The organism is Allokutzneria albata (assembly GCF_900103775.1).
GTDB classification, from domain to species: domain Bacteria; phylum Actinomycetota; class Actinomycetes; order Mycobacteriales; family Pseudonocardiaceae; genus Allokutzneria; species Allokutzneria albata.
Genome location: NZ_LT629701.1, coordinates 6,093,140 through 6,119,311, shown reverse-complemented (window position 1 = coordinate 6,119,311; position 26,172 = coordinate 6,093,140). Strand labels below are relative to the sequence as shown.

The window sequence follows — 26,172 nt, the reverse complement described above, 5'->3', positions numbered from 1 at the left end:
ACGACATCGTTGCGCCCCTTCGGATCTCTCAGCGTTCGATCTCGCCCCGGATGAACTGCTCGACCCGCTCGCGGGCGACCGAGTCCGCGTACTGCTCCGGCGGGGACTTCATGAAGTACGAGGACGCCGACAGGATCGGGCCGCCGATCCCCCGGTCCATCGCGATCTTCGCGGCGCGGATCGCGTCGATGATCACGCCCGCGGAGTTGGGCGAGTCCCAGACCTCCAGCTTGTACTCCAGGTTCAGCGGCACGTCGCCGAACGCCCTGCCCTCCAGCCGGACGTAGGCCCACTTGCGGTCGTCCAGCCAGGCCACGTAGTCCGACGGTCCGATGTGGACGTTCTGGGCGCCGAGGTCGTGCTCCAGCTGCGAGGTGACCGCCTGCGTCTTGGAGATCTTCTTGGACTCCAGCCGGTCCCGCTCCAGCATGTTCTTGAAGTCCATGTTGCCGCCGACGTTGAGCTGCATCGTCCGGTCCACGATCACGCCGCGGTCCTCGAACAGCTTGGCCAGCACCCGGTGCGTGATGGTGGCGCCCACCTGGGACTTGATGTCGTCGCCGACGATCGGCACGCCCGCGGCGCGGAACTTCTCCGCCCACTCCGGGTCGGAGGCGATGAACACCGGCAGCGCGTTGACGTAGGCGACCCCGGCGTCGATGGCGCACTGCGCGTAGAACCGGCTCGCCGCCTCCGACCCCACCGGCAGGTACGCGACCAGCACGTCCACCCTTGCCGCGCGCAGGGCGGCGGCGACGTCGACCGGCTCGTCGTCGGACTCGGTGATCGTCTCCCGGTAGTAGCGGCCGAGGCCGTCCAGGGTGTGCCCGCGCTGCACCGGAACGCCCAGCGGCGGAACGTCGCAGATCTTGATCGTGTTGTTCTCGCTTGCCACGATCGCCTCGGACAGGTCGCGGCCGACCTTCTTCGCGTCGACGTCGAACGCCGCGACGAACTCCACGTCCCGCACGTGGTAGTCGCCGAACCGCACGTGCATCAGACCCGGCACCCTGGCGTCGGGTTCGGCGTCGCGGTAGTAGTGCACTCCCTGCACCAGGGACGCCGCGCAGTTCCCGACGCCGACGATGGCCACCCGCACCGTGTTGCGGTCTCCGCCCATGACCGGGTTCCTCCTTGGTTATCTGGCTTGGTCCGCGCGCTGTTGTGCAGTGCGACCGTGGTCGGGGCATGCGTCCCCGCCCGGCTCGCGCGCGATGAGTCCGTCGAGCCACAGCACTTCCCGTTCGGTGCTGTCCAGGCTCAGTTCGTGCAGTTCACGGGTGTAGCGGTCGGCATGACCGGCGGACTGGGCGAGCGCCGCCCGCAGCCCTTCGGCCCGGTCGGCCAGCCACTGCCTGCGCCCGCGCAGGATGCGCATCCGCACCGGAGCCGGGGTTCGCGCGAAGAACGCCAGCCGGACGCCGAAGCACTCGTCCTCCCAGGCCTGCCTGCCGTCCTCGGCCAGCAGGCCCGCGAAGTGCTCCCGGCCGAGCGGCGTGAGGTGGTACACCTTCCGCTTCCGGGAATGCCCGGTACCGCCGCAGGCGTTCCCCTCGGCGATGAGCCCGGCGCGGTGCAGCCTCCGCAGCGCCGGGTAGAGCGAGCCGAAGGAGAACGAGCGCTGCCCGCACAGCAGCCCGCAGAGCTGTTTGCGCAGCTCGTAGCCGTGCATCGGGTGTCGATGCAGAAGGCCGAGCACGGCAAGTTCCAACATCTCCCACCTCCTCGCACGGGTGGGCCGACTATATCGAGCCGATATAGCCAGCCCCATCGTCCGAGGACGTGATTCAGCCGACATGCGGGCGTTGACCAGGGGTGCAGCCGGGCTGCCCCTGAACGGCTCAAGAGCGTTCACGGACTCGGCACGTACCCTGGTGAGGTGCAAACCCAGCGGCAGGTCGTCGACTACGCGTTGCAGCGCCGCGCGCTGCTCGCGGAGGTCTACGCGGGCCGCACGGGGGTCGCCGAGGTCTGTGACGCCAGTCCTTACCTGTTGAGGGCGGCGAAGTTCCACGGGCAGCCGAGCACCACGACCTGTCCGGTCTGCCGCAAGGAGCCGCTGACGCACGTCGCCTGGGTCTACGGCGACGAGCTCAAGCACGCCGCCGGTTCCGCCCGCACCGCGGAGGAACTGGCGAAGCTGGCAACCCTGTACGAGGAGTTCACCGTCTACGTGGTTGAGGTCTGCCGCACCTGCAGTTGGAACCACCTGGTGCAGTCATACGTCCTGGGGACGCGTGGTCTGCCCAGCCCGTCGCGTCGGAGGACCGCGGCGGAGTGAGCCGACATTCGCGGTGCTGGAGTCCCACGGGGGAACGGAGAACTATCACCGAGCGACATCCGCTGTGGATGACGCCGGTTTTCTGGAGGCTAAGTCGTGAACGACGAGCGCAACCGACCTGACGGCGGAGGGCGCGGGTCCGGCCCTGGTCCGGAGCAGCCGAACGAGAGCACCGGCTTCTGGAGCCCCCAGTGGGATGACGACGACGCCCCACCCCCGCCGCGCCGCTCCGCCGGCCCGCACCCCGCCGCGGGGCCGGGACCTCGCAACGGTCCGCCGCAGGGCGGCTTTCCCCCGCCTCCGCCTGGTGCCCGTCCGCCGGGCCCGCCCGGTCCCCCGCCGCGAAACGGTCCCGGTGGCTATCCGCCTCCCGGGCCGCCCCCGCCGGGGCCGCAGCAGCGTCAGCCCGGTGAGCAGCCGACGCAGATGATCCAGCAGCCGACCGAGATGATCGCCCCGGTCGAGCCGGAGTTCCAGCGCGAGCCCACGCTGCTGACCCACCGCGAGCCGGTCCCGGAGGGCTACGAGAACGACGCCGAGGGCCTCGACGACGACCGCGAGGACGACGAGCTGACCGAGGAGGAGGAGCGCGCGCTGCGCAGGAAGAAGATCTGGCGCCGCGTGCGCCGCACCGCCTACGTGCTGACCGGTCTCGCCGTCCTCGGCCCGATCGTCGCGTTCATCATCACCTACTACATGGTGACGGTGACGCCCCCGGACGAGTACCTGAGGGCCCAGAACAAGACCGTCTCGCTGCTGTACAGCGACGGCACCAAGATGAGCAAGATCGTCCCGCCGAACGGCAACGCCACCTTCGTCAAGCACGACCAGATCCCGCAGATCGTGCGGGACGCGATCACCTCGACCGAGGACGCGTCGTTCTACGAGAACCCCGGGTTCGACGTGGTCGGCATCCTGCGTGCCGTGTGGAACCAGGCCACCGCGGGTGTCGGCGGTGGCTCGGGCATCACGCAGCAGTACATCAAGCTGTCCACCGGCGACAAGGAGAACTCGCTCAAGCGCAAGTGGGTCGAGCTGGTCAAGTCGTTCAAGATGAGCGTCCAGCAGGACAAGCCGCAGATCATGGAGGCCTACCTCAACATCGCCCAGTTCCGGGCGGGGACGATCGGTATCGAGGCGGGCTCCCAGGCGCTGTTCGGCAAGAGCGTCACGAAGATCGAGGACCCGGGCGAGGCCGCGCTGCTGGCCGCCGTGCTCCAGGCGCCGTCGCGGTGGGACCCGGAACGCAACCGGGAGGGCGTCGAGGACCGCTGGCGCAACATGGTCCTGCCGCGCATGGTGAAGAACGGCAAACTCGACCCGGAGAAGGCCAAGAGCCTCCAGTTCCCGCACACCGAGCCGCGCAAGAAGCCCGGCAGCGGTGTCAGCGGCCCGATGCTGCACATCCAGGAACAGGTCCTGAGCGAGCTCGAGGAACAGCTGAACCTCAAGGAACAGGACATTCTGAAGAACGGGCTCACCATCCACACCACGATCGACCCCGGCGCCCAGAAGGCCGCGCTGGACGCGGTGAACAAGGTGATGGGCAACAACGTCGAGACGCTGCGCAGTTCGCTGGTGGCCATCGACCCCAAGACCGGTGGCGTCATCGCGTACTACGGCGGTGAGAACGGCGCCGGTATCGACTACGCGAAACAGCCCCAGGAACCGGGGTCCTCGTTCAAGCCGTTCGTCACCCTGGCGGGCCTGGAAGACGGCAGGGGCCTCGGCGAGTTCTACGACGGCACGTCGGGCCTCAACCTGGCCGGACGTCCCTGGCGGAACTCCGGCGGGGACAGCAGCTGCGGCAAGCAGTGCTCGGTTCGCGACGCGACCACGAAGTCCGTCAACACGGTGTTCGTCAAGATGGCCCTGGACGTCGGCGTGAGCAAGGTCGTCGAGGCCGCGCACCAGGCGGGCATCGCCAAGGAGATCAACAAGAAGCCGACGCTCCGGGGTGAGAACGGTGGCACGCCGTTCGCGGACATCGCCATCGGTGGTGGCCGGACGCTCGTGCGCACGCTCGACATGGCGACCGCCTACGCCACGTTCGCCAACGACGGCCAGAAGCACGAGTTCCACTTCGTCAAGGAGTTGAAGCGGGGCAACGACAACTTCGACGTCGAGTACGAGAAGCGCGAGTTCCCGGCCCAGGCCGCCTTCGACCCCAGTGACAGCAGCCGCAACCAGAACCTGGCGCGCAACGTGACGGAGTCGATGCTCCAGGTCGCGAGCTACTCCAGGATCCCGCTCAAGGGCAACCGGCCGGTGGCGGCGAAGACCGGTACGCACCAGTACAACGACACCGCGCAGAACTCCGACGCGTGGACGGTGGGCTACACCCCGCAGGTCTCCACCGCGGTGTGGGTGGGCTCCGACCAGCCGATGGCGATCAAGGGCAACTACCAGCGCCGGGCTTCCGACATCTACGGCAAGGACGAGCCCGGTCACATCTGGAAGGAGTTCATGGACGCCTACCTGACCGGCAAGCCCGTCGAGCGGTTCCCGAAGGCCGAAGGGATCGGCCAGTACAACGAGCCGCCGAAGTCCACGACGGCGTCCCCGTCGTCCAGCTCCCTGCCGACCACGACCCCGTCGACGGACCCGACCACCACGCCGTCCAAGCCGTCGAGCAGCCCCTCGCGGCCGTGCCGGCCGTGGGAGATCGGCTGCACCAGGCCCACCACCACGAAGTCGACCCCCAGCCACGGCGGTGGCGGCGGTGGTGGTGGCGGCGGTGGCGGAGGCGGTGGTGGTGGTGGTGGTGGTGGTGAGGGCGACGGCCGCGGGATCGTAGCGCCCGATCCACCCGGCTGAGCCGCCCGTTCCACACGCATGACGGCCACCGCCTGGACCCGGGCGGTGGCCGTTGGCTTTCCCGGTCGGCCGATGCCGCAGGCCGTGCTCACGTACGATCCGGCGGGTGTCCAGCAGCCGTGATCCACAGCCGTCGCAGGACCCGGCGGAGCAGGAGCCGTCCCAGCAGGGCTCGGTCGCCGACTCCGCCTCGCTGAGCCCTGCCGAGCGCATCGTGCCGACCTGGAGCGAGCCGCTGGCCTTCCACGCCAGCCGTCCGCTCGGCGGCCCGCTCGGCAGACACGCGGTGATCGGGCGGCACTGGTTCTGGACACCGCTGCGGGTGGTGCTGCTGCTCGCAACGGTGACCCTGGTTCTGGGCTGGTTCGCCAAGTCGCCGTGCCTGCAGACCTACGTGGACGGCGGCGGCGCCGTCCAGCTGGACTGGCGCGACTCCAGGCAGTACGTGGCGATGTGCTACTCGGACACGATCCCGCTCTACACGGCCGAGCGCCTGGACAAGGGCGCTTTCCCTTATGCCACTTCATGGGTGGACAACGAGGGGCAGCCGAACGAGCAGGTGCGGTACATGGAGTACCCGGTGCTGACCGGGCTCTTCCAGTGGTTCAACGCCAAGCTGACGGCGGGCTGGACCGCACTGGCGGGCGAGGGCTGGGTGCCGAAGACGATGCCCGTCGTCGTGTACTTCAACTTCACCGCGCTGTGGTTGGCGCTGGCGTGGCTGGTCACCATCTGGGCCACCGTGCAGCTCGCGGGCAGGCGACCGTGGGACGCCGCGATCGCCGCGCTGTCGCTGCTCGTGGTGGTGCACGTGTTCACCAACTTCGACGCGCTCGCGACCGCGTTCGCCGCGGCGGCCATGCTCGCGTGGGCGCGGAAGAAACCCGTGCTCGCGGGCCTGCTGCTGGGGCTCGGCGCGGCGGCGAAGCTCTACCCGCTGTTCCTGCTCGGTCCGCTGCTCGTGCTGTGCCTGCGCGCCGGGAGGATGGGCCCGTGGCTGCGCACCACCGCGGCCACCGTCGCGGCGTGGAGCGCGGTGAACGTGCCGATCATGCTGCTCTACCCCAAGGGCTGGTGGGAGTTCTTCCGGCTCAACTCCGAGCGCGGCGTCGACCCGGACACGATCTACAACGCGCTGATGTACTTCACCGGCTGGCCGGGCTTCGACGGTCCGCTGCTGCACGGCGAGGCGCCGGTCATCCTGAACACGGTGACGGGGGTGCTGTTCGCCCTGTGCTGCGCCGGGGTCGCGTGGATGGCGTTGTCCGCACCGACCCGGCCGCGCGTGGCCCAGCTGATGTTCCTCGTGGTGGCCGCGTTCCTGCTGACGAACAAGGTGTGGAGCCCGCAGTACTCGCTGTGGCTCGTGCCCCTCGCGGTGCTGGCGCTGCCGAGGTGGCGGCTGCTGCTCGCGTGGATGGCGGTGGACGCGCTGGTCTGGGCGCCGCGGATGTACTTCTACCTCGGCGAGTCGAACAAGGGGCTGCCCGCGGACTGGTTCCTCGGCACGGTCCTGGTGCGCGACGCGTTGGTGGTGCTGCTGTGCGTCCTGGTGATCAGGGACATCTACCGACCGGAGCGGGACAAGGTCCGCTACGCCGGGCAGGACGACCCCACGGGCGGCGTGCTCGACCGGGCCGAGGACCGATTCGTGTTGCGGCGCAAGCGAAAGCTCCAGGAGGAGAGCGTTCCCGACGCGGTAGGGGCGGGCTGACCCCCGTGCTGGCACCCCTGTCGATCGGGGTGCTGGCACGGCAGACACGCACCCGCGGTGTGGCCATGATCAACTGCATGACCGTACGTGCGAAATCCGTCCTGCTCGGGCTGCTGGTCGCCGCGATCTCGGTGGCGAGCGCGGTTCCGGCGGGAGCCATCGTCGGTGGCGCCAAGGCCGATCGGCAGTACCCGTTCATGGCTTCCCTGGCGCATCCCGTCATCCCGTGGGAACCCAAGCACTTCTGCGGCGGCGCGGTGATCGCGCCGACGTGGGTGCTGACCGCCGCGCACTGCGTCGACCTCACCGAGGGAGACCGGTTCCCGCTGGACAAGATGACGGTGCGGGTCGGCTCCAACCGCAACGACACCGGCGGTGAGCTCGTCGGTGTGAAGCGCGTCGTCGTGCACCCCGACTACTCCCCGCCCGGCCCGCGAGAGGGCGGCGACATCGCCTTGGTGGAACTGACGAAGCCGGTTTCCGTCCAGCCCGTCGCGCTCCCCGCGAGCACGCCCGCCGTCGGCACGCCCGCCCGGGCCATCGGGTGGGGCCGGACCTGCGCGAAGGACACCGAGGTGAAGTGCGTCAACCCGCCACGGGAGCTGAAGCAGCTGGACATGACGGTGGACGAGCGGAAGCAGTGCACCCGCAGCGCGAGCGACCCGCGTGAGCTGTGCCTGCGCTCGAACGAGAAGGGCGGGGCGATCTGCTTCGCCGACTCGGGCAGCCCGCAGATCGCGAAGATCGACGGGCGGTGGACCCTGCTGGGCCCGCTCAGCCGGAGCGGAACGACGAAGGGCAGCACCGACTGCGAGGGCGCGCACGGCATCTACGCCGACGTCAGCGCCCACCGCGCCTGGGTCGCCGCCCACACCGGCTGAGCGGGCGGTCCGGCTAGAGCAGGGCGAGGTCGATCGCGTCGGCCATCGCCTTGAAGCCCGCGTCGCCGGGGTGCAGGTGGTCACCGGAGTCGTACTCGGGGCGCATCTTCAACGGGTCCTGCGGATCGCGGATCGCCTTGTCGAAGTCGATCACGCCGTCGAAGACCTTGCCGGAGCGGATGATCTCGTTGACCTTCAGCCGGGTCGCCTCCAGCGTCTCGTTGTAGACCCGCCAGCCCTTGAACGGGGTGATCGTGCCGCCGAGCACGCGCAGCCCGCGTGCGTGCGCCTGCTGCACGACCTGGCGCATTCCGGCGACGAGCTGGTCGGCGTCGGTCTGGTGCGGCTCCTGCTGGATGTCGTTGATGCCCTCCAGCATGATCACCGTGCGGGCTCCGGTGCTGGTCAGCACGTCCCGGTCCAGCCGGGCGAGGGCGTTCTGCCCCATCCGCGCCGCGCCGCCGTCCAGCAGGACGCGGTTCGCGCTGATGCCGGAGTTCAGCACGCCCAGTCGCAGCGGCTCCGGCCGGGCGAGCAGGCGGTCCGCCAGGTAGTCCGGCCAGCGCCGGTTGGTGCTCGCCGTGGAGCCCGCGCCATCGGTGATGGAGTCGCCGAGGGTGACCACCGCACCGCGCACCTTCGGCGCGTGCACGTCCACCCCGGCCACGTAGTGCCAGACGTTGGTCTTCTCGGTGAACGACAGCCCCGACTCCTCCGTGCTGAAGTCGCCGTTGCGGGTGAAGTACGAGGTCTGCATCGCGAGCGGGTGGTAGGTGACCGGCCCGGACTGCTCCGGCGTGAACGTGGTGACCAGCAGGTCGCCGTCGGCGGGCACGGTCAGCCGGACGGGATCGCTGACCGCCTCCGCCCCCGCCGGGATCGTGATCGTCCGCGAGCCGCCGAAGGTCAGCTCGCGCATGGTCCCCGCGACCGCCTTGGGGCCGTTCTCCGCGACCGCGACCGTCGCCCTGATCGGTAACGGCGCCTTGCCGAAGGCGTTGGACAGCCGCACCCGGGCCGTCTCGCCGCCGATGCTGGTGTGCACGACATTGCGGATCGAGTGGTTCGGATAGCCGTTCGGGGTGTTCTCCACGCCCGCAGCCGGGGCCGTCTGCCAGGTGCCTACCCAGCCACCGAGCGCGATCTTCACCGGCGCCGCGGTGTCGACCGGAGCCTCGCCCGCGGTCGACGCGGCTCCCGAGGCCACCACCGTGCTCAGCACGAGTGTGGCCAGCATCAGCCGATGCCCCTTGCTCACCATGCGGATGTCCCTTCCGGTCGGGTGCGACGGTGCTACCCGGCAACCTTCGCTCACCCGGTGGGGGAATCACCAGGAATCTGTCTCGTTTCGTTCAAGACCGACATCGGTGCCCGAGGCTGTCTGTCCACTGTCGACGGTTGTTCGCAGCGATAGACTCCGGACGAGGCAGCGCGCTTGTTCGAGGGGAGGGTCCTGTGGGTTCCGATGAGATCAGCGTCAACCTGGCCGGTCCCCACGGGGAGATCGATCCCCGGGCGATTGCCGAGGCCATCCTCGCTCTCGACAAAATGATTCGCAGTGTGCGCCGGGATCAGCCTGCCTCGATCGCACTCAGCGACCTGTCGGTCGGAAGTGCGAACGCCGGTATCCGGACGGATCGTGCGCGTCGATGTCCTCCGCGAGGGAATTGCGGAACTTTCGGCTTCCACGGGAATTCCGGCGGGCTGGTCCGTCGAGACCGTGACCGGGCTTCTTGAACTGCACCAGGTCGGAAAGCGCGCCGGTGTCACCTCGGTCGAGTTGAAGATCGAATCCGTGGTGGCCGCCATTGACGAACAGCTGGCGAGCAACGCCACGGGGAGCATCAGGCCTTCACGACCGGTGCTCGGCTCGGTTCGTGGCGAGTTGTACCGCTACAACGGTCGTCAGCGCACGGCCGCGCTGAGCCAGTCCGGGACCGCCAAGCTCGTCACCGTCACGTTCCCCGCCGCGCTCGCGGGCGAAGTCCGTGGTGCGCTCGACCGCCAGGTCGAAGTGTGGGGCGAAGTCAGCAGGGATGTGTACGACGACATCGAATCCATCGCTCTGAGCGGCCTCGACATTGTCGAGGCGCCGAAGACGCGGGTGGCCCTGGACGATGTCGTGGGGTTGTTCGGTGCCGAGTGGACCGATGGTCTTGATTCGGTTGAGCGGGTTAGGCGACAGCGCGGCTGCTAGGTCGCAACCGCCCCGCGTGGTGGTCGACAGTTGCGTGATCATCGATGTGCTGGTCGGTGCGGATGACGAACGCCGCGACCGGTCGGTGCAAACACTCCGCGGACACGGAGATCTGCATCGAGTGGTGCTTCCCGCGCTGGTACTCGCCGAGGTCGCGGGTTCCGGAACTATTCGAGGCGACCAGGGCGGAATCAACGCTCGGCGAGAACGGATCGAACTGGCCCACGAGTGGATCAGGGACAGCGATTACCTGATCGCCGGCATCACCGAGCGGGTGGCGTTGCGGGCTGCCCGACTGGCAACCGAGCACGACCTCAAGGGGGCGGACGCGTGCGTGCTCGCCGTGGCCGTCGCGTGGAACTGCTCCACCCGCTTCACCTGGGATCGCGGGCTCCCCAAGGTCGGCGACCAGATCCCGGGGCTGATCGTTCGCGAGCCCTCTGCTCAGGGCCAGGGATCGCTCTTCGGTGAACACGACTCGGTCTGAGCTACCGACCAGAGGTAACCCCGATGGGTGTCGATGCGGATCTCCGCAGGTGAACGGGGGAAATCCGGGTTAGCTTCCGCAGGTCCCCACCCGCTGGCCCAGGACGTCTCGGATGCGCATTCGCCCCTTGCTGCTCGCCGTGCTCCTAGCTGCGGGTCCGACCTGTCCGGCGGCCCTCGCCGCGCCGGTGCCGAGCTACAACGGCACGCACTCCGGGCCCGCGACGCTGTTCGACCAGCGGACGCAGCCCGCGCACTTCGGCTACGACCCCGCGCTGGCGGTGAGCCCGGCGGAGCTGGCGCAGAGCGCGCCGGACGCGGCGGCCACGTTCACCACGACGGTCTCGGCCGACCGGGGCGCCACCTTCTACGACGGAGCGCCGGAGTCCACGGCGGTCGGGTTCCTGCGGGTTCTCGAAGGCGAAGCGGTCGACCACAGGGCCCCGCTCGCGACGCCGGACCACGACGGCGACCCGGTGCTGTTCACCCGCTACGTCAACGGCGCGAGCAGCATGTTCTGCGTGAACAACCAGTTCAACCGCAACGGGCGGTTCGTCTTCGAGGAGGGGGCGCACTGCGCGGACCCGCTGGACGGCCCCGGGCAGGAGGAGCCAGCCGAGGACATCGCCTCGCTGCGCTTCACGGTGCAGATCCGGCAGGACAACACCTACTCCGCGCGGGTGGACGCGGTGGACGGGGCCGGGCAGGTGGTGGAGGACTACGAGCCCTCGGACCAGCTGCCGTACACGTTCACCGGCCTGCTGCCCGGTGAGCCCACCGCGAAGTACGTGCCGTTCGTGCGGTTGCGGCCGGGCGCGCTCACCGGCGGGCCGTGGAAGTACCAGGTCACGGGCTCGGATCTGACCACGACGCGGCCGATGCCCACCGCGCGGATCGGCCCGGTGGACTGCGCGGAGGAGCCGACGACCAGTGTGGAGATCGGCAACGCCACGGGCACCGCGACCGCGCGCTACCGGGTGCTGGTCGACGGCCAGGTGGTGCGCGCGGGACTGCTCGGACCAGGCGGTGCGGAGCGCGTGCCGGTGCCGCTGACGGACGGCACGCTCGGCCTCGTGCAGGTCAAGCACGGCAACGACCGCACGGTCGCCGAAGCTCAGCTCCGCGTGCGCTGCGAGGTCGACATCGCAGCGCCGACCACGACGCGGACGACGACAACGCCGCCCCCGGTCCACGCGGTCGCCAAGCCGCCGGACGCGCGGGCGGAGCTACCGGGGCACGGGCCGGGGCCGTGGCTGTCGGTGGCGATGCTGGCCGTCCTGGCCACGATCGCGCTGGTGGTGCTGCACCTGTGGCACCGGGCCAGGCGCTCGGTCAGCTCGGCAGCGGGGCGGTCTCACCGATGTTGAGCAGCGTCTTCGTCAGCGGCTTCGCCGACTCCAGGTAGCAGACCGCGGTGGTGTAGCCGAGCGGCCAGTCCTTGGCCTCGGGCAGCCGCCAGGTCAGCGTCAGGTCCTTCCGCCCGTTCGGTGCGGCGAGGTACTGGTTGGCCATCGCCTTGCAGTGCGGTTCGGCCGCGGCGTTCATCTGCTCCGGGCTGGGCACCGGATCGGTCATCTTGCCGAGGGAGAGCACCCACGGCACGGCTTCGCCGAGGTGCGCCTGGTCGCAGGGCGCGAGCTTGAGCTGGTTGTCCCGCGACGGCGAGCCCGCGGTGCACACCTGGAACCGGTAGTAGTTGGTGCCCGCCATGGCCGCGCGCACCGAGCCGGTGCGGCTGATCGGCTTCTCGTCCGGGCCCAGCTCCACCGCGGCGCAGGTCAGCCAGCGCTCGCCCTTGGCCCAGCCCTCCCTGGTCGGCCACACCGGCCACGCCTGCAGGCGGCTGGCGTCGAGCTGGTCGCCGACGTAGGCCAGCGCGTGCGCCCGGCACTTCGGCATCGCGGCTGCCAGCAGTGCGACCTCGTCCGGGTAGTCCTTGGGCATGCTCGCCGGGAACCGCTCCGGCTGGGTGACCTCGAGGTCGTGCGGCTGCGCGCAGTCGACGACCACGAACCGCTTCCCGTCGACGCACTGCGAGGCCTGCGCCGTCCCGGACGCGCTCGCGGCGGCCTGCGGGCGCGCCTGACTGGGCTGCTGCGTCACCGGCAGCGGTTCCGGGCTCACCGGCACCGTGCACCCGGTGAGCAGGGCGAACGCGGAGAACGCGAGGACTGCTGTCCCGCTCCGCCGATGCCTGCGCATGTCCCTCCCCTAATGCTCCCGGCCGAACGGTACCGGGGTTCGCGCTACGGTGTCCCGCCGTGTGAACGGAGGTCACGCTTGGGTCCAGACGAGTGACGTGACGAACGGTCGCGTCTTAACATCCGCCGATATCGCCAGACCGCCGTGACCTGTAGGAGACCCGATGGCGTCAGGACGACCGTCCGGCGCGGACAGGACGAAGTCGATGGGACTGCGCTGGAACGCGTGGAACCTGCTGCTGCTCGTCCCGCTCGCCATGCTGTTCACCCCCATGCTGAACATGGACGCGCCCCGCGTGCTCGGGTTGCCGTTCTTCTACTGGTCGCAGTTCGCGTTCGTGCCGATCGGCGTGATCTGCGTCGGCCTGGTCTACGTCAAGACCAAGGACGAGCCCGTTGTCACCGGCAAGCCCGACCACCTCTCGGTCGATGACCTCGACGAGGGGGGCAAGGCGTGAGCCTGGACAACGTGCAGTGGACCGAGCTGATCGTCTTCACCGTGCTGTTCCTGGTGGTCAGCGTGATGGGCTTCGTGGCGTCCCGGTGGAAGGCCGGCGACACCCTGGAGCACCTCGACGAGTGGGGTCTCGGCGGCCGCAAGTTCGGCTCGTGGATCACCTGGTTCCTGGTCGGCGGTGACCTCTACACCGCGTACACCTTCGTCGCCGTGCCCGCGCTGATCTTCGGCGCCGGGGCGATGGGCTTCTTCGCACTGCCCTACACGGTGATCCTCTACCCGATCGTCTTCCTGCCGCTGCTGCGCATGTGGTCGGTCTCCCGGGTGCACGGCTACGTCACGCCCGCCGACTTCGTGAAGGGCCGCTACGGCTCGCGCCCGCTCGCGCTGATCATCGCGATCACCGGCATCGTCGCGACCATGCCCTACATCGCGCTGCAGCTGGTCGGCCTGGAGGCCGTGCTGCGGACGATGGGCCTCAACGGCAGCGGGTTCCTCGGCCACCTGCCGCTGTTCATCGGCTTCCTGATCCTGGCGGTCTACACCTACCAGGCGGGTCTGCGCGCCCCCGCGCTGATCGCCTTCGTCAAGGACACGCTGATCTACATCGTCATCCTGGTCGCGGTGATCTACCTGCCCGCCAAGCTCGGCGGCTGGGACACGATCTTCAACAAGTCCGCCGAGCTGCTGTCCGCGCCCGGGGCCAACGGGGCGCCGAAGGGCTCGACGCTGCTCTCGCCGAACAACCAGCTGCAGTACGCGACGCTGGCCCTCGGCTCGGCGCTGGCGCTGTTCCTCTACCCGCACTCGCTGACCGGCATCCTGGCCTCCAAGGGCCGCAACGTGATCAAGAAGAACATGGTCGCGCTGCCCGCGTACTCGCTGCTGCTCGGCCTGCTCGCGCTGCTCGGCTACGTCGCGCTGGTGTCGGGGGCCAAGCCGATCACGAACGCGGCGACCGGACGGCCGGACACCAACACGATCGTCCCGGTGCTCTTCGACCAGCAGTTCTCCGGCTGGTTCGCCGGGATCGCCTTCGCCGCCATCGGCATCGGCGCCCTGGTGCCCGCGGCGATCATGTCCATCGCCGCGGCGAACCTGTGGACCCGCAACATCTACAAGGAGTACATGCGCAAGGACGCCACCCCGCAGCAGGAGGCCAAGCAGGCCAAGCTCGCCTCGCTGGTGGTGAAGTTCGGCGCGGTGCTGTTCATCGTCTTCGTCGACCCGCAGTTCTCCATCGACCTGCAGCTGATCGGCGGCGTGATCATCCTGCAGACGCTGCCGACGGTGGCGATCGCGCTCTACACCCGCTGGTTCCACATCTGGGGCCTGGTCACCGGCTGGATCGCCGGTATGGCCTACGGGTTCTGGCTGCTCTACCAGATCCCGAACCCGGCGGCGGGCAAGGCGCACTTTGGCGGTTCCGCGCTGACGCTGGACAAGCTCTCGCTGTTCGGCTGGTCGCCGTTCGCGGGCTCCAAGGTGCAGATCTACGTCGGGTTCGTCGCGCTGGTGGTGAACCTGGTGGTCGCGGTGCTGGTCACCTTCCTGGCCAGGACGCGGCGCTTGCCCAACGGCACCGACGAGACCTCCCCGGCGGACTACCACGCCGACGAGGGGGACCCGAAGCTCAAGCCGGTCGCGGCGCACTGAGCCACGAAGAAGGGGCGCCTCCTCGGGGGCGCCCCTTCTTCATGCCCGCAACTGGCCATTGGTCAGGAATCCGTCGTGCCCAGTGCGGTGATCGTCGCTGGCGGGGCGTTACCCGCGCAGGCGACGCTGGAGCCGCTGCGCGAGCTCGACCAGCAGCAGCCGGACTGGAAGCCGTGCGCGTTCGACGCCGCGGTGCAGTGCGCGACGATCGCGGTGCCGATGGACTACGCCAGGCCCGGGGCCGGGCGGATCTCGATCGCGCTGAGCGATCAAGGCGACCGACCCGGTCCGGCGCCGCGGCGTGCTGCTGAGCAATCCGGGTGGGCCGCGGGCGGTGAGGACCTGGAACTGCCGAAGGCGTTCGCGCGCACTCCGCGCGCCGGCGCATACGACCTGATCGGCTTCGACCCGCGCGGCGTCGGCAAGTCCACCGAACTGTCCTGCGAGGACACGGTTCCCGTGCCCAAGGTCGGTTCGCGGCCCGCCGACGCCGAGCCGCCGAGGCTCGCCGACTTCGCCAGGGCGGTGGAGGCCGCGTGCGCCAAGGCAGGCGGCACCCTGCGGCAGCACGTCACCACCGCGAACACCGCGCGGGACAGCGTCGACGCGTGGGCCGCGTGGGTCGGCAAGCGGCACGCCGCCTTCGGGCTCGGTCGCTCCCAGGCCGAGGTGATCGCGACCGTGGAGCGGCTTTCCGCGCGGCTGGTGGTGAAACCGGTGAACGGCGTGACCCAGACCTTCTTCGACCGGGTGATGGCGTCGGTCAGGTTCCGCGCGACCTGGAAGGAGTTCACGGAGATCGTCAAGCAGCTCGCGGACATGGTGGCTGCCGATCCCGTGTGCACCAAGGACGCCGTGCGGGCGCTGGACCTGCTGGACAAGGCCGGGATCACGCCGACGTACCAACGGGTCTTCGAAGCCGTGCTCTGCGAGGCCGACTGGCCCGGCGACGCCGACACCTACCTGGCGGACATGCGCGTGTTCCGCGAGAAGTACCCGTACGGCCTCGGCATCACGTCGGCGGCGCCGTTCCCCTGCACCTTCCGCTCCTTCACACCGAAGGAACAGCCGATTCGCTTGCAGCGCAAGGGTTATCAGGCCGGTCTCGTCATCCAGGCGGAGGCCGACGCGCGGACGCACTACGACGGCGGCCCCGCGCTGGCCCAGCGTCCTGGTCTCCGTCGCCGACGAGGGCCGGCACGGGTTGTACCTGAACAACACCTGCGTCGACCAGCACGTCAACCGCTACCTGCTCGACTGGGTCCTGCCGCCGTCGCGGTCGGTCTGCGCGGGCGAACCGCGTCCCGACGTGCCCGAGGACGGTGCGGGGGCCGACACCCGCTTCGTGCCGGCGAAGTCGCTGGAAGCCGGGGTGCGCAGGCTGATCGCCGAGGGCAAGGTCGGCAGCAGGCGGGATCTAGCGCTCGTCCGCGACGGCGGTGTGGAGGTGGACCACACCGCCGTCGAGGCCGTGGAAGGCCACCTCGCTCCACCCGCAGGTGCCGATCTGCCCGGCGAGGGCGGACGGCGTCGGCCACGCCTGGATGGACTCGGCGAGGTAGACGTAGGCCTCCGGGTTGGAGCTGATCCGCTTGCCGATCATCGGCACGATCCGGCGCAGGTAGGCCCGCCACAGCGCACGGGGCAGCGCGGCGGGCGGCATGCTGAACTCGCACACCACGAGCCGCCCGCCCGGCCTGGTCACCCGGCGCATCTCGCGCAGCGCGGCGCGCGGGTCGGCGACGTTGCGCAGGCCGAAGGAGATCGTCACCGCGTCGAAGGAGCCGTCGGCGAAGGGCAGCGCCATCGCGTCGGCGGCGACCCGGCTCAACCCGGGGTGCCTGCGGCCCGCGACGTCGAGCATGCCCAGGGAGAAGTCCGAGGCGATCACGGTGCCGCCACTGCGCGCGATGATCGCGCTGGAGGTCCCGGTGCCCGCGGCGACGTCCAGGATCGTGGTGCCGGGCCCGGCGTGCGCCGCGGCGGCCATCCGCCTGCCCCACGCGTCCATCCGCCCCCACCACAACCGGTTCCGGGTGCGGTCGTAGCCCGCGGCCACCTCGTCGAACATCGCGGAGACCTGAGCCGTCTCCTTGTTCAGGTCCGCTCTCACCATGAGCCGGATCGTATTCACCGCGCGGGCAACGCGACCAGCGAGATGTCTCCGCTCACAGCCGGGTCACAGCTGATCAACACCCGCCCGTCCGCGACGGTCGCGTACCTCGGCGCGCAGTCGATCGTCGCGTCCGCCCCGCGCGGCTCGAACGCGCGGACATCCAGTGCTCGCAACACATTCCGCTCGCCGAGGTACAGCACGCCGTTGGCGGTGCCGAGGAAGCTGCCGCGGATCTTCGCATCGCCCCGCGTCAGCGCACCGTCGCGGAACTCCAGCACCTGCTGACCGAAGCCCTCGCCGGAGACGACCACTCGCGAGCGGCTGTTGTCCAACTCCCGCAAGGGAATCAGCTGCGCGTAGTCGCCGATCGAGAGCCGGGCGCCCACGGATCCGTCCGCGCGCAACCAGATCAGCCCCTGGCTCTCCCTTTCGCCCGAGTCCGAAGTGTGCAGCACCACACCGTCGTCCAGCGCCGCGATGCCGAACAGGCGGCACGGCCGCGCACCCTGGCAGCGGCGGTCGTCCGGCCGCACGGGGACCTTCGTCCGGCTCGCCTGGGCGAGGCCGTCGAGGCGGATCACCTCGACCGTGGCGTCCGCGCACGCGTTGCGCACGAAGTACGTCACCGCGCCGGGCCCGCGCACCCAGTGGTCGGCGCACTCGGCGTTCGCCCCGCGCACCACCTCACGCCAGGTCCGTGTGCGAACGTCGAGCGCGTACACCGCGTCATCGCTGACGCCTGGCTTGCTGGCGTTGAGCAGCGCGACCGAGCCGATGCGGATCGGTGGCCGGTTCTCCCCGGCTTCCCGCACGAAGACGAACGTGCTGTCCCGTTGCAGTTCCGCCAGGTCGAGGCGGTGGCGCAGCTCTCCCGTCATCAGGTCGAAGAACAGCGCGGCACGGCGGATGCGGGCGAACAGGATGCCCGCCTCGGGGTCCACCATGACCTGTGTGAAGTGGAACTGCTCGGTCAGCGAGTACTGCCACAGCGGCGCGCCGGTCGACGCGTCCGTCACGAACAAGCCCTGGTCGGCCGAGGTACTTCGCTCCGAGCGGTCGCGCAGCTCCACGGCGACGTTGCGGCCCGGCACCAGCACTCCGCTGCCGTAGAGCCCCTTCGGCAGCCGCCGCGTCCAGTTGGCCACGGTCGCGGTGGGCTTCGCGGACGCCGTGGTGTGCTCGACGCCCTTCCCGGCAGCGCTGCGCACCATCAGCTCCGACCAGCCCCACCCGAGCAGCAGCGCGATGACCACGGACAACGCGGGCCAGGCGAGCGGAACGGGACGGTTGACGGCGGTGAACAAGATCAACGCGATGAGCAGCAACCACCCGGCCTGCTGGAGGGGGCCCTGCACGTCGATGCCGAGAATCCGGTCCGAGAGCTCGGGCGAGACCTGCGTCGTCACCACCGTGTAGCCGGAGACCAGCAGCGCGGCGGCGTACAGCGGCGCGGCCGCCCTCGGCACGATCCACAGCAGCGCCGTGCTCACCGCGGTCAGCCCGACGGTGATCCAGCGGACGATCTCGTTGCCGGACCAGCTCGCGCAGAACAGCACCACCGCGCACACCCCGATGACGGTGATGGCGACCTTGACGCTCGACCCCGCGAGCGGGTCTCCGGAACGTGTCCTGTCCCCCACAACCCCAGAAGACTAGTCAAACCGGCGCACCCGTACCCGCCGTACAGCCCAGCGGCCCGGCTTTTGCTTGCACGGCAGGGAAACGCGCTTCACCCTGCGCGTTCGCGGTGACATGACAGGATGCGAACGTGGACCACGACACCCTGAAGACGACCGTCCAGACCCTGTGGGACGGCCCCATCCTGTCCAGCCTCTCCGAGCTGGTGTCCATCCCCGCCGTCTCGCCGGCCTTCGACGCCGACTGGCAGCGCAACGGGCACCTCGACGCCGCCATCGAGCACGTGCGCGCCTGGGCCGAGGAGCGCGACCTGCCCGGCGCGCGGATCGACGTGGTCCAGCTCGACGGCCGCACCCCGGTGCTGTTGATCGACATCCCGGCGACCCCGGGAGCGGAGGGCGTCGGCACCGCGCTGCTCTACGGGCACCTCGACAAGCAGCCGCCGGTGGGCGGTTGGTCGGAGGGGCTGGGGCCGTGGACCCCGGTGGTCCGCGACGGCAGGCTGTACGGCCGCGGTTCGGCGGACGACTGCTACTCGGGTTACGCGGCGCTCGGCGCGGTGCTCGCGGTCCGCGCGGCGGGTGGCGCGCACGGTCGCTGCGTCGTGCTGCTGGAGACCGGCGAGGAGTCCGGCAGCCCCGACCTGCCCGCCTACCTCGACCACCTGCGGCCGCGCCTCGGCGAGGTCTCCCTGGTGGTGTGCCTGGACTCCGGCGGTGCGGACTACGAGCGGCTGTGGCTGACCACCTCGCTGCGCGGCATGGTCGCCGTCGAGGTCAGGGTGCAGGTGCTCGACAGCGGCCAGCACTCCGGCATCGCCTCCGGCGTCGTGCCCAGCTCCTTCCGCGTGCTCCGCGCCCTGCTCGACCGGGTCGAGGACGCCGAGACCGGCCGGATCAACCTGCCCGAACTGCACGTGGAGATCCCCGAGGTGCGGGTCAAGGAGGCCACCGCCGCGGTCGCCGGACTGCCCGGCATGGTGGTCGGCAGCTTCCCGTTCACCCCGGGCGTGCGCCCGGTCACCGGCGACGAGCTGGAGCTGGAGCTCAACCGCACCTGGCGGCCGACCCTGTCGGTGATCGGCGCGGACGGCCTGCCCACCCCGGCCGACGCGGGCAACGTGCTGCGCCCGTCCACCTCGCTGATGCTCAGCTTCCGGTTGCCGCCGACCACCGACTCCGAGGCCGCGCTCGCCGCCGTGCGCCGCGCGCTGACCACCGAGGTGCCCTACGACGCGCAGGTCGAGCTGAGCCGGGTGGAGCACGCCGACGGCTGGAACGCGCCGGACCTGGCGCCCTGGCTGAGCGACGCGCTGGACCGCGCGGGCTCGGAGGTGTTCGGCCAGCCGTGGGGCGCGCTGGGCATGGGTGGCTCCATCCCGTTCATGGGCCTGCTCCAGGACGCCTACCCGCACGCGCAGTTCGTGATCACCGGCGCGCTCGGCCCGGACAGCAACGCGCACGTGCCGGACGAGTCACTGCGGCTGGACTTCGCGGCGAAGGTGACCATGGCGATCGCCCATTTGCTGGATGGTCACGGAAAGCGCTGATTTGACCACAGTGCGTAGTTCAACTGTCCGTATAGTCATGCAGCCGTAATCACCTAACCGGTGCGCCTGCCCCACCTGGATGGCAGGATTCCCAGATCTCGATCGATCTCCATCACGAGGAGTTACACCGTGGCCAGACGAACAGGGCTCAAGGCCTTCGCGCTGATTCCGGCACTGGCGATCGTTGTTGCCGGCTGCGGCTCGGCTCCGCAGCCGGGCGAGGCCAAGGGTGTTCCGCTGGTGGAGGCGGGCAAGCTCAAGACCTGCACGCACCTGCCCTACGAGCCGTTCCAGTTCACCAAGGACGGCCAGATCGTCGGCTTCGACGTGGACCTGGTGAACCTGGTCGCCAAGGACCTCGGCGTCAAGCAGGACATCATCGACGGTCCGTTCGAGACGATCGAGTCCGGTGAGGACCTCAACGCCAAGAAGTGCGACCTCGCCGCCGCGGGAATGACGATCAAGGACTCGCGGAAGCAGAACTTCGACTTCTCGGCGCCCTACTTCAAGGCGACGCAGGCGCTGCTGGTGAAGAAGGCCTCCGGGGTCAACAGCCTTGAGAAGCTCAAGGGCAAGAAGCTCGGCGCGCAGTCGGCGACGACCGGGCTGGACTACGCCAACAAGCACGCCAAGCCCCTCGGCATCGATGTCGTGGTCTACGAGGACCTCGGCCTGCTGCTGGAGAACGTGAAGAGCGGCCAGGTCGACGCGGGCATCAACGACAACGGCGTGCTGCTGGACTACGCCAAGAAGAACTCCGACCTGGACGTGACCAAGGAGTTCGACACCAACGAGGACTACGGCATCGGGGTCCGCAAGGGCAACGACAAACTCCGGGCCAAGATCGACGAGATCATCGCGAAGGCCAAGTCGAGCGGGGAGTACGACACGCTCTACGAGAAGTGGTTCGGCAAGAAGCCTGCCGCCAAGTAAGCGTCCCCTCGGGGCCGGTGCCGGGAGGTGGCACCGGCCCCGACGACTTCCAGGAGTACCGATGTCCGGCAAGTCCGGCATGAGCAAGCGCCAGCGCGCCAAGGTTTTCCGCATCTCGCAGTACGTCCTGCTGCTCGCCGTGGTCGTGGTCTTCGCGGTCACCGCCGACTGGGCGCAGATCAAGCGGGCGTTCTTCGACTTCGACGTCGCGGCGGACCAGTTCCCCGAAGTCATCACCATCGCCCTCAAGAACACGCTCGTCTACACGGCCCTCGGGTTCGCGTTCGGCCTGACCCTCGGTCTCGTCCTCGCGCTGATGAGGCTGTCCTCGGTCGCGCCGTACCGGTGGCTGTCCACCATCTACATCGAGTTCTTCCGCGGCCTGCCCGCGCTGCTGGTGTTCATCGCCATCGGCACCGGTATCCCGCTGGCCTTCCCCGGCACGTTCCTCAGCCGCGAGGTCTCGATCATGCTCGCGCTCGGCCTCGTCGGCGCCGCGTACATGGCCGAGACGATCCGGGCGGGCATCCAGGCGGTGCCCAAGGGGCAGGTCGAGGCGGCCCGCTCGCTGGGCATGTCGCAGGGCCGGGCCATGATCACCATCGTGATCCCGCAGGCGTTCCGGATCATCCTGCCGCCGCTGACAAACGAGCTGATCCTGCTGACCAAGGACTCCTCGCTGGCCTACCTGCTCGGCAGCACGCTGGCGCAGCAGGAACTGGCCCAGTTCGGCCGCCAGGCGCTGACCTCGTTCAAGAGCCTCACGCCGGTCCTCGTGGTCGGCCTCTGCTACCTGATCATCACGATCCCGCTGTCGCTGCTCTCCCGCAGGCTGGAGCGGAAGTTCGGCTCCGGTGCGAGCACGACCCGAGGGGTGGGTGTCTGACATGACCGAGCCGATCATCGAGATCACCGGACTGTGCAAGGCTTTCGGGCCGCTGGAGGTGCTCAAGGGCATCGACCTGACCGTCAAGCGCGGTGAGGTCGTCTGCATCATCGGGCCGTCCGGGTCCGGCAAGTCCACGATGCTGCGCTGCGTGAACCTGCTGGAGGAACCCACTGCGGGCAAGGTCGTCGTCGACGGCGTCGAGCTGACCGATCCCGACTGCGACATCGACAGGGCGCGCACCCGCGTAGGCATGGTGTTCCAGGGCTTCAACCTGTTCGCACACCTGAGCGTGCTGGACAACCTCACCATCGCCCAGCGCAAGGTGCTCGGCAGGCCCAAGGGCGATGCCGAGCTGGTCGCGCGGGAGAACCTGGCCAAGGTGGGCCTCGGCGAGAAGGCCGGGTCCATGCCGGGCCAGCTCTCCGGCGGTCAGCAGCAGCGGGTGGCGATCGCCCGCGCGCTGTCGATGAACCCCGAGGTGATGCTCTTCGACGAGCCCACGTCGGCGCTGGACCCGGAGCTGGTCGGCGACGTGCTCGGGGTGATGCGCCAACTGGCTGACGACGGCATGACAATGCTTGTCGTCACGCACGAGATGCAGTTCGCCCGCGAGGTCGCCGACCGCGTGCTGTTCATGGACGGCGGCTACGTGGTGGAGGAGGGCCCGGCCGAGCAGGTCATCGGCGCGCCCCGCGAGGAGCGCACCCGATCCTTCCTCGCCCGCGTCCTCGACCCGGTGCACAACGCGGGGGCCTGAGGTGGGCCTCGAGCTGGAACTGCACGCGGCTCGCCCGGCGCGCAGCAACTGGAAGAAGTCCAGGGCGACCCTGGTCCGCGGTTCCTACGACCACGGGTTCGCGCTGGAGGAGGTGCTGTCCTGGCTCCCGAGCGACGGGTCGACGAAGCTGAGCCTCGTCGACACCTGGGGCGACACGGTCTTCAACGAGCAGGAGGCGGAGGTCGCCCTCGGGGAGATCCCCGCCTTGCTCGGGCGGTGTTCGGCGCCCAAGCACATCGCGGCGGTGCGGGACCTTGAGGAGATGCTGCGGGCCTGTTCCGGTCTGCCCGGCAGTTACCTGTGGTTCATGGGGGACTGACGCGGGTTCGCTACTCTGCGCCCGCATCAGGAACTCAACCCGGGCGCCGTTGACTTTCCCCGGGCCCTGGATTTAGGTCGGTGTGATTCACGTCTCAAGATCGTCTCGGGCCGGGAGGCCGCATGTCTGTGCACAGGGCGGTGGCCGCTCTCGCGGTCTCGGTGCTGCTCCTGCCGGTCGCGGCCTGCGGTGGCGGCGCTGACGACGCGCACACGCTGAAGGTCGTCTACCAGCGCTACGGCGAGGACGTCCGGGTCGAGGCGCACATGAAGCGCACCAAGGAGCTCCTGGAGCGGGCGCACCCGGACATCGAGGTCGAGCTGATCCCGGTGGTGGCCCCGGAGAACGAGTACCTGTCCAAGGTGCAGCTGATGCAGCGCTCCCCGGCCACCGCGCCGGACGTGCTCTACGAGGACAGCTTCAACATCAACGCCGACGTGGACGCGGGCTACCTGGCCCCGCTGGACGAGTTCCTGGCGAAGTGGCCGGACTGGCAGCAGTTCATCCAGGTGGCCAGGGAGAGCACTCGCGCGGTCGACGGCAGGACCTACGGCGTGCCGATGGCCACCGACACCAGGGGGCTGTGGTTCAACCGGCAGGTCTTCGAGCGCGCGGGGCTTCCGGAGAACTGGCAGCCCAGGACCTGGGCGGACATCCTCGCCGCGGCCCGCGCGATCAAGGAGAAGGTGCCCGGCGTCATCCCCTTCGCCATGCCCGCCGGGCGGCCGCAGGGCGAGGCCGTCGCCATGCAGAGCGTGGAGATGCTGCTCTACGGCACCAGGACGGCCACCCTCTACGACGAGGCGCAGCAGAAGTGGGTCGCGCCGAGCAAGGGCATGGCCGACGTGCTGGGCTTCGTCAACGAGATCTTCGGCGGTGGCCTCGGCCCGACCCCGGCCCAGGTCGCCGACCCCCGCTTCGGTGACCGCGGTGTCGAGGAGCTGACCAAGCAGGGCCGCGTCGGCATCCGGCTGGACGGCAGCTGGCTGCCCGCGCACTGGAGCCCCGGCGGCAAGGCGGCCTGGCCCGAGTGGACGCGCACGATGACCCCCGCGGCCATGCCGACGCAGTTCGGCCAGGCGCCCGGGCGGGTCAGCCTCTCCGGCGGCTGGACCCTCGCGATCGGCGCGCGCAGCAAGAAGAAGGACGACGCCTTCCGGTTCATCACCACGGCACTGGACCGCGAAGGGGCGCTGGCGTTCGCGGTCGGAGCCGGGCAACTGCCGGTGCGCAGGGACATCGCCAGGGGGGACCCCCGGCTGGTCGAGCGCAACCCCACGGTGGCCTTCTGGACCGGGCTGATCGACATCACCCACTACCGGCCGACTCTGACGATCTACCCGCGGGTCTCCCAGGAACTGCAGATCGCGATGGACCAGGTGGTCAACGGCGCCGATCCGGCGGACACGGCGACCGCGTGGGCCGCGAAGATCACCCGCATCGTCGGCCCCGCCAACACCCGCGCGGGCTAATCCGCACAATTCCCCGATATCCCGCCCATACCTCTGGCGGTGTCCCCGCGCCTTTCGCCTACCTGAACATGGGGGGTGAACGGCGAACGAACGGGGGAATCTGGGCGTGAAGCGGGTTGTGCCGTTGGTGCCCGCGGTGGTGTTGCTGGGGATCTTCCTGGTCGGCCCGGTCCTGTGGACGGTCTACCTCTCCTTCACCAACACCGCGCTGAGCGGGGCGGCCGCGCGCAGCCCGGAGTTCACGGGGCTGGACAACTTCGCCCGGATGATCGAGGACCCGGCGCTGCTCAACGCGGTGTGGCTGACCGTGGTCTTCACCGTCGGCTCCGCGGTGATCGGGCAGAACTGCCTCGGCATGCTGCTGGCCGTGCTGCTCGCGGGCCGGTCCCGGCTGCTGCGCTCGGTGGTGGGCGGTGTCGTGGTGCTCGCCTGGGTGCTGCCCGAGCTGGTCGCCGCCTTCGCGATCTACGCCTTCCTCAACGCCGACGGCTCGCTCAACGCGGTGCTGGGCTGGCTCGGCCTGCCCGGCCAGAACTGGCTCTACACCGCGCCGATGGCGGCCGTCGTGCTGGCCAACGTGTGGCGGGGCACCGCCTTCTCGATGCTGACCTACCAGGCCGCGATGTCCGACGTGCCCACCGACCTCCTGGAGGCCGCGCAGATGGACGGGGCCGGACCGCTGCGCCGGTTCTGGCACGTCACGCTGCCGACGATCCGGCGCACCGTCCTGACCAACCTGCTGTTGATCACGTTGCAGACCATCGGCGTGTTCGCGTTGGTCTACGTGCTCACCGCGGGCGGTCCCGGCGAGGCCAGCCAGACGCTGCCGCTGCTGATGTACGAGCAGGCCTTCGTGTTCCGCGAGATCGGCTACGGCACCGCGACCGCGCTGGTGTTGCTGCTGGTCGGCGGCGTGTTCGCGGCCGTGTACGCCCGGACGCTGCGGGAGGAGCTGCGATGATCTCCACTCCGCGCAGGCGGGTCGCGACCGCCTTCGTCCACCTGGTGCTCGGCGCGATCGCGCTGGTGTTCGCCGCCCCGCTGCTGTGGCTGGTGACCGCGGCGATCGACGAGAAGGCGGGGCTGCGCACCGAACTCCCGGAGCAGCCCGGCCCGGCCAACCTGCTCGCGGTGCTCGACTGGGAGATCGGCCTGCTGCCGATGCTCAACGGCCTGCTGCTCGCGGGAGGGGCCGCGGTGATCTCGGTGGCCCTGGCCGCGTTCGCCGCGTACCCGCTCTCGCGCTACCAGCTGCGGTTCAAGCGGCCGTTCCTCTACGTGGTGCTGTTCGCGACCGGGCTGCCGATGACCGCGGTGATGGTGCCCGTCTACAGCATGTTCGTGCAGCTCGACCTGATCGACAGCATGGTCGGCACGATGCTCTTCCTCGCCGCGACCTCGCTGCCCTACGCGATCTGGATGACCAAGGGCTTCATGGACAACGTCCCGCTGAGCCTCGAAGAGGCGGCATGGGTGGACGGCGCCTCGGGCATGCAGTCGCTGCGCCGGGTGGTGCTGCCGCTGATGCTGCCCGGCCTGTCGGTGGTCGCCGTGTTCACCTTCATCTCCGCGTGGGGCAACTTCTTCGTCCCGTTCACGCTGCTGCTCGACCCGGAGAAGCAGCCCGCGGCGGTCGGGGTCTTCGCGTTCTTCGGCCGCGCGGGGCTGGAGTCCTACGGCCCGCTCGCCGCCTACTCGCTGCTTTACACGGCCCCCGTCCTGGGCTTGTACTTGATCGTCTCGCGCCGCCTCGGCGGGACGTTCACCCTGGCTGGAGCGGTGAAGTGA

General features: G+C 69.7%; 23 protein-coding genes. 17 read left to right on the top strand and 6 right to left on the bottom strand.

The genetic code is table 11. The features are described from left to right. Nucleotides 1–28: 28 nt before the first annotated feature. Both BLT28_RS27825 and BLT28_RS27820 read right to left on the bottom strand, forming a co-directional pair. The gene (locus tag BLT28_RS27825) at nucleotides 29–1,120 is read right to left on the bottom strand and encodes an inositol-3-phosphate synthase (RefSeq protein ID WP_030429858.1); all 1,092 of its coding nucleotides are present in this window, start codon (nucleotides 1,118–1,120) and stop codon (nucleotides 29–31) included. 18 nt (nucleotides 1,121–1,138) lie between these two features. Continuing rightward, nucleotides 1,139–1,714, bottom strand: coding sequence for a PadR family transcriptional regulator (locus BLT28_RS27820; protein ID WP_030429859.1), 576 nt, complete (start codon nucleotides 1,712–1,714; stop codon nucleotides 1,139–1,141). Nucleotides 1,715–1,879: 165 nt separating this feature from the next. Here BLT28_RS27820 and BLT28_RS27815 point away from each other — a divergent pair, with 165 nt between their 5' ends. From BLT28_RS27815 to BLT28_RS27795, 4 genes are all read left to right on the top strand, one after another. Continuing rightward, nucleotides 1,880–2,281: a DUF5318 domain-containing protein gene (locus BLT28_RS27815; RefSeq protein WP_030429860.1), complete on the top strand. Its 402-nt coding sequence runs from the start codon at nucleotides 1,880–1,882 to the stop codon at nucleotides 2,279–2,281. 426 nt (nucleotides 2,282–2,707) lie between these two features. Then, the gene (locus BLT28_RS27805) at nucleotides 2,708–5,098 is read left to right on the top strand and encodes a transglycosylase domain-containing protein (RefSeq protein WP_052407372.1); all 2,391 of its coding nucleotides are present in this window, start codon (nucleotides 2,708–2,710) and stop codon (nucleotides 5,096–5,098) included. Between the two features lie 106 nt (nucleotides 5,099–5,204). Further along, entirely contained in the window at nucleotides 5,205–6,812 is a 1,608-nt protein-coding gene (locus BLT28_RS27800; RefSeq protein WP_081900336.1) for a glycosyltransferase family 87 protein, read from the top strand. Between the two features lie 77 nt (nucleotides 6,813–6,889). Then, nucleotides 6,890–7,693: a S1 family peptidase gene (locus BLT28_RS27795; RefSeq protein ID WP_162184847.1), complete on the top strand. Its 804-nt coding sequence runs from the start codon at nucleotides 6,890–6,892 to the stop codon at nucleotides 7,691–7,693. Nucleotides 7,694–7,706: 13 nt separating this feature from the next. Here BLT28_RS27795 and BLT28_RS27790 read toward each other — a convergent pair whose 3' ends face one another. Next, on the bottom strand, nucleotides 7,707–8,954 hold the full coding sequence (locus BLT28_RS27790) for an SGNH/GDSL hydrolase family protein (RefSeq protein ID WP_231950459.1): 1,248 nt from the start codon (nucleotides 8,952–8,954) through the stop codon (nucleotides 7,707–7,709). Between the two features lie 378 nt (nucleotides 8,955–9,332). Between BLT28_RS27790 and BLT28_RS27785 the strand changes: the two genes are divergently transcribed. From BLT28_RS27785 to BLT28_RS27775, 3 genes are all read left to right on the top strand, one after another. Further along, nucleotides 9,333–9,890, top strand: coding sequence for a hypothetical protein (locus BLT28_RS27785; RefSeq protein ID WP_083383789.1), 558 nt, complete (start codon nucleotides 9,333–9,335; stop codon nucleotides 9,888–9,890). Beyond that, the gene (locus BLT28_RS27780) at nucleotides 9,844–10,377 is read left to right on the top strand and encodes a type II toxin-antitoxin system VapC family toxin (RefSeq protein WP_081900337.1); all 534 of its coding nucleotides are present in this window, start codon (nucleotides 9,844–9,846) and stop codon (nucleotides 10,375–10,377) included. The genes BLT28_RS27785 and BLT28_RS27780 overlap by 47 nt, the downstream gene beginning before the upstream one ends. Nucleotides 10,378–10,489: 112 nt before the next feature. Next, entirely contained in the window at nucleotides 10,490–11,743 is a 1,254-nt protein-coding gene (locus BLT28_RS27775; protein ID WP_030429867.1) for a hypothetical protein, read from the top strand. On the opposite strand, the gene BLT28_RS27770 is transcribed toward BLT28_RS27775, so the two are convergent. After that, nucleotides 11,709–12,578 (bottom strand): septum formation family protein, encoded by an 870-nt coding sequence (locus tag BLT28_RS27770; protein ID WP_043811728.1) that lies wholly within the window; start codon nucleotides 12,576–12,578, stop codon nucleotides 11,709–11,711. The two genes, BLT28_RS27775 and BLT28_RS27770, sit on opposite strands and share 35 nt — an antisense overlap. Before the next feature lie 163 nt (nucleotides 12,579–12,741). On the opposite strand from BLT28_RS27770, the gene BLT28_RS27765 reads away from it, so the two are divergent. Next, nucleotides 12,742–13,035, top strand: a complete 294-nt coding sequence (locus BLT28_RS27765) for a DUF3311 domain-containing protein (RefSeq protein WP_030429869.1) — start codon at nucleotides 12,742–12,744, stop codon at nucleotides 13,033–13,035. Between the two features lie 2 nt (nucleotides 13,036–13,037). Further along, the gene (gene mctP / locus BLT28_RS27760; RefSeq protein ID WP_030429870.1) at nucleotides 13,038–14,690 is read left to right on the top strand and encodes a monocarboxylate uptake permease MctP; all 1,653 of its coding nucleotides are present in this window, start codon (nucleotides 13,038–13,040) and stop codon (nucleotides 14,688–14,690) included. Between the two features lie 1,417 nt (nucleotides 14,691–16,107). Here the strand turns inward: mctP and BLT28_RS27750 are convergent. After that, nucleotides 16,108–16,806: a class I SAM-dependent methyltransferase gene (locus tag BLT28_RS27750; protein WP_030429872.1), complete on the bottom strand. Its 699-nt coding sequence runs from the start codon at nucleotides 16,804–16,806 to the stop codon at nucleotides 16,108–16,110. A 14-nt stretch (nucleotides 16,807–16,820) separates the two neighbouring features. Next, nucleotides 16,821–18,446: a hypothetical protein gene (locus tag BLT28_RS27745; protein WP_030429873.1), complete on the bottom strand. Its 1,626-nt coding sequence runs from the start codon at nucleotides 18,444–18,446 to the stop codon at nucleotides 16,821–16,823. 128 nt (nucleotides 18,447–18,574) lie between these two features. Here BLT28_RS27745 and BLT28_RS27740 point away from each other — a divergent pair, with 128 nt between their 5' ends. The 8 genes from BLT28_RS27740 (at nucleotide 18,575) to BLT28_RS27705 (ending at nucleotide 26,172) form a co-directional block, all read left to right on the top strand. Next, the gene (locus BLT28_RS27740) at nucleotides 18,575–19,993 is read left to right on the top strand and encodes a M20/M25/M40 family metallo-hydrolase (RefSeq protein ID WP_030429874.1); all 1,419 of its coding nucleotides are present in this window, start codon (nucleotides 18,575–18,577) and stop codon (nucleotides 19,991–19,993) included. 129 nt (nucleotides 19,994–20,122) lie between these two features. After that, on the top strand, nucleotides 20,123–20,926 hold the full coding sequence (locus tag BLT28_RS27735; RefSeq protein ID WP_030429875.1) for an ABC transporter substrate-binding protein: 804 nt from the start codon (nucleotides 20,123–20,125) through the stop codon (nucleotides 20,924–20,926). Nucleotides 20,927–21,005: 79 nt separating this feature from the next. Continuing rightward, entirely contained in the window at nucleotides 21,006–21,812 is an 807-nt protein-coding gene (locus tag BLT28_RS27730; protein ID WP_030429876.1) for an amino acid ABC transporter permease, read from the top strand. Nucleotide 21,813: 1 nt separating this feature from the next. After that, a complete protein-coding gene (locus tag BLT28_RS27725; protein ID WP_030429877.1) occupies nucleotides 21,814–22,572 on the top strand; it encodes an amino acid ABC transporter ATP-binding protein in 759 nt (252 codons plus the stop codon). A 1-nt stretch (nucleotide 22,573) separates the two neighbouring features. Beyond that, entirely contained in the window at nucleotides 22,574–22,912 is a 339-nt protein-coding gene (locus tag BLT28_RS27720; protein ID WP_030429878.1) for a hypothetical protein, read from the top strand. A gap of 122 nt (nucleotides 22,913–23,034) precedes the next feature. Further along, the gene (locus BLT28_RS27715; protein ID WP_030429879.1) at nucleotides 23,035–24,384 is read left to right on the top strand and encodes an extracellular solute-binding protein; all 1,350 of its coding nucleotides are present in this window, start codon (nucleotides 23,035–23,037) and stop codon (nucleotides 24,382–24,384) included. 106 nt (nucleotides 24,385–24,490) lie between these two features. Continuing rightward, a complete protein-coding gene (locus tag BLT28_RS27710) occupies nucleotides 24,491–25,345 on the top strand; it encodes a carbohydrate ABC transporter permease (protein ID WP_231950458.1) in 855 nt (284 codons plus the stop codon). Then, nucleotides 25,342–26,172 carry a carbohydrate ABC transporter permease gene (locus BLT28_RS27705; RefSeq protein ID WP_030429881.1) on the top strand — a complete coding sequence of 277 codons (831 nt, stop codon included), beginning with the start codon at nucleotides 25,342–25,344 and terminating at the stop codon, nucleotides 26,170–26,172. The genes BLT28_RS27710 and BLT28_RS27705 overlap by 4 nt, the downstream gene beginning before the upstream one ends.

Coding starts and splice junctions, on each gene's coding strand:
- BLT28_RS27805 (WP_052407372.1), top strand. CDS start 2,708: ATGATCCAGCAGCCGACCGAGATGATCGCCCCGGTCGAGCCGGAGTTC.
- BLT28_RS27770 (WP_043811728.1), bottom strand. CDS start 12,578: ATGCGCAGGCATCGGCGGAGCGGGACAGCAGTCCTCGCGTTCTCCGCG.
- BLT28_RS27730 (WP_030429876.1), top strand. CDS start 21,006: ATGAGCAAGCGCCAGCGCGCCAAGGTTTTCCGCATCTCGCAGTACGTC.
- BLT28_RS27765 (WP_030429869.1), top strand. CDS start 12,742: ATGGCGTCAGGACGACCGTCCGGCGCGGACAGGACGAAGTCGATGGGA.
- BLT28_RS27705 (WP_030429881.1), top strand. CDS start 25,342: ATGATCTCCACTCCGCGCAGGCGGGTCGCGACCGCCTTCGTCCACCTG.
- BLT28_RS27780 (WP_081900337.1), top strand. CDS start 9,844: ATGGTCTTGATTCGGTTGAGCGGGTTAGGCGACAGCGCGGCTGCTAGG.
- BLT28_RS27725 (WP_030429877.1), top strand. CDS start 21,814: ATGACCGAGCCGATCATCGAGATCACCGGACTGTGCAAGGCTTTCGGG.
- BLT28_RS27820 (WP_030429859.1), bottom strand. CDS start 1,714: ATGTTGGAACTTGCCGTGCTCGGCCTTCTGCATCGACACCCGATGCAC.
- BLT28_RS27825 (WP_030429858.1), bottom strand. CDS start 1,120: ATGGGCGGAGACCGCAACACGGTGCGGGTGGCCATCGTCGGCGTCGGG.
- BLT28_RS27775 (WP_030429867.1), top strand. CDS start 10,490: ATGCGCATTCGCCCCTTGCTGCTCGCCGTGCTCCTAGCTGCGGGTCCG.
- BLT28_RS27750 (WP_030429872.1), bottom strand. CDS start 16,806: ATGGTGAGAGCGGACCTGAACAAGGAGACGGCTCAGGTCTCCGCGATG.
- BLT28_RS27795 (WP_162184847.1), top strand. CDS start 6,890: ATGACCGTACGTGCGAAATCCGTCCTGCTCGGGCTGCTGGTCGCCGCG.
- BLT28_RS27715 (WP_030429879.1), top strand. CDS start 23,035: ATGTCTGTGCACAGGGCGGTGGCCGCTCTCGCGGTCTCGGTGCTGCTC.
- BLT28_RS27790 (WP_231950459.1), bottom strand. CDS start 8,954: ATGGTGAGCAAGGGGCATCGGCTGATGCTGGCCACACTCGTGCTGAGC.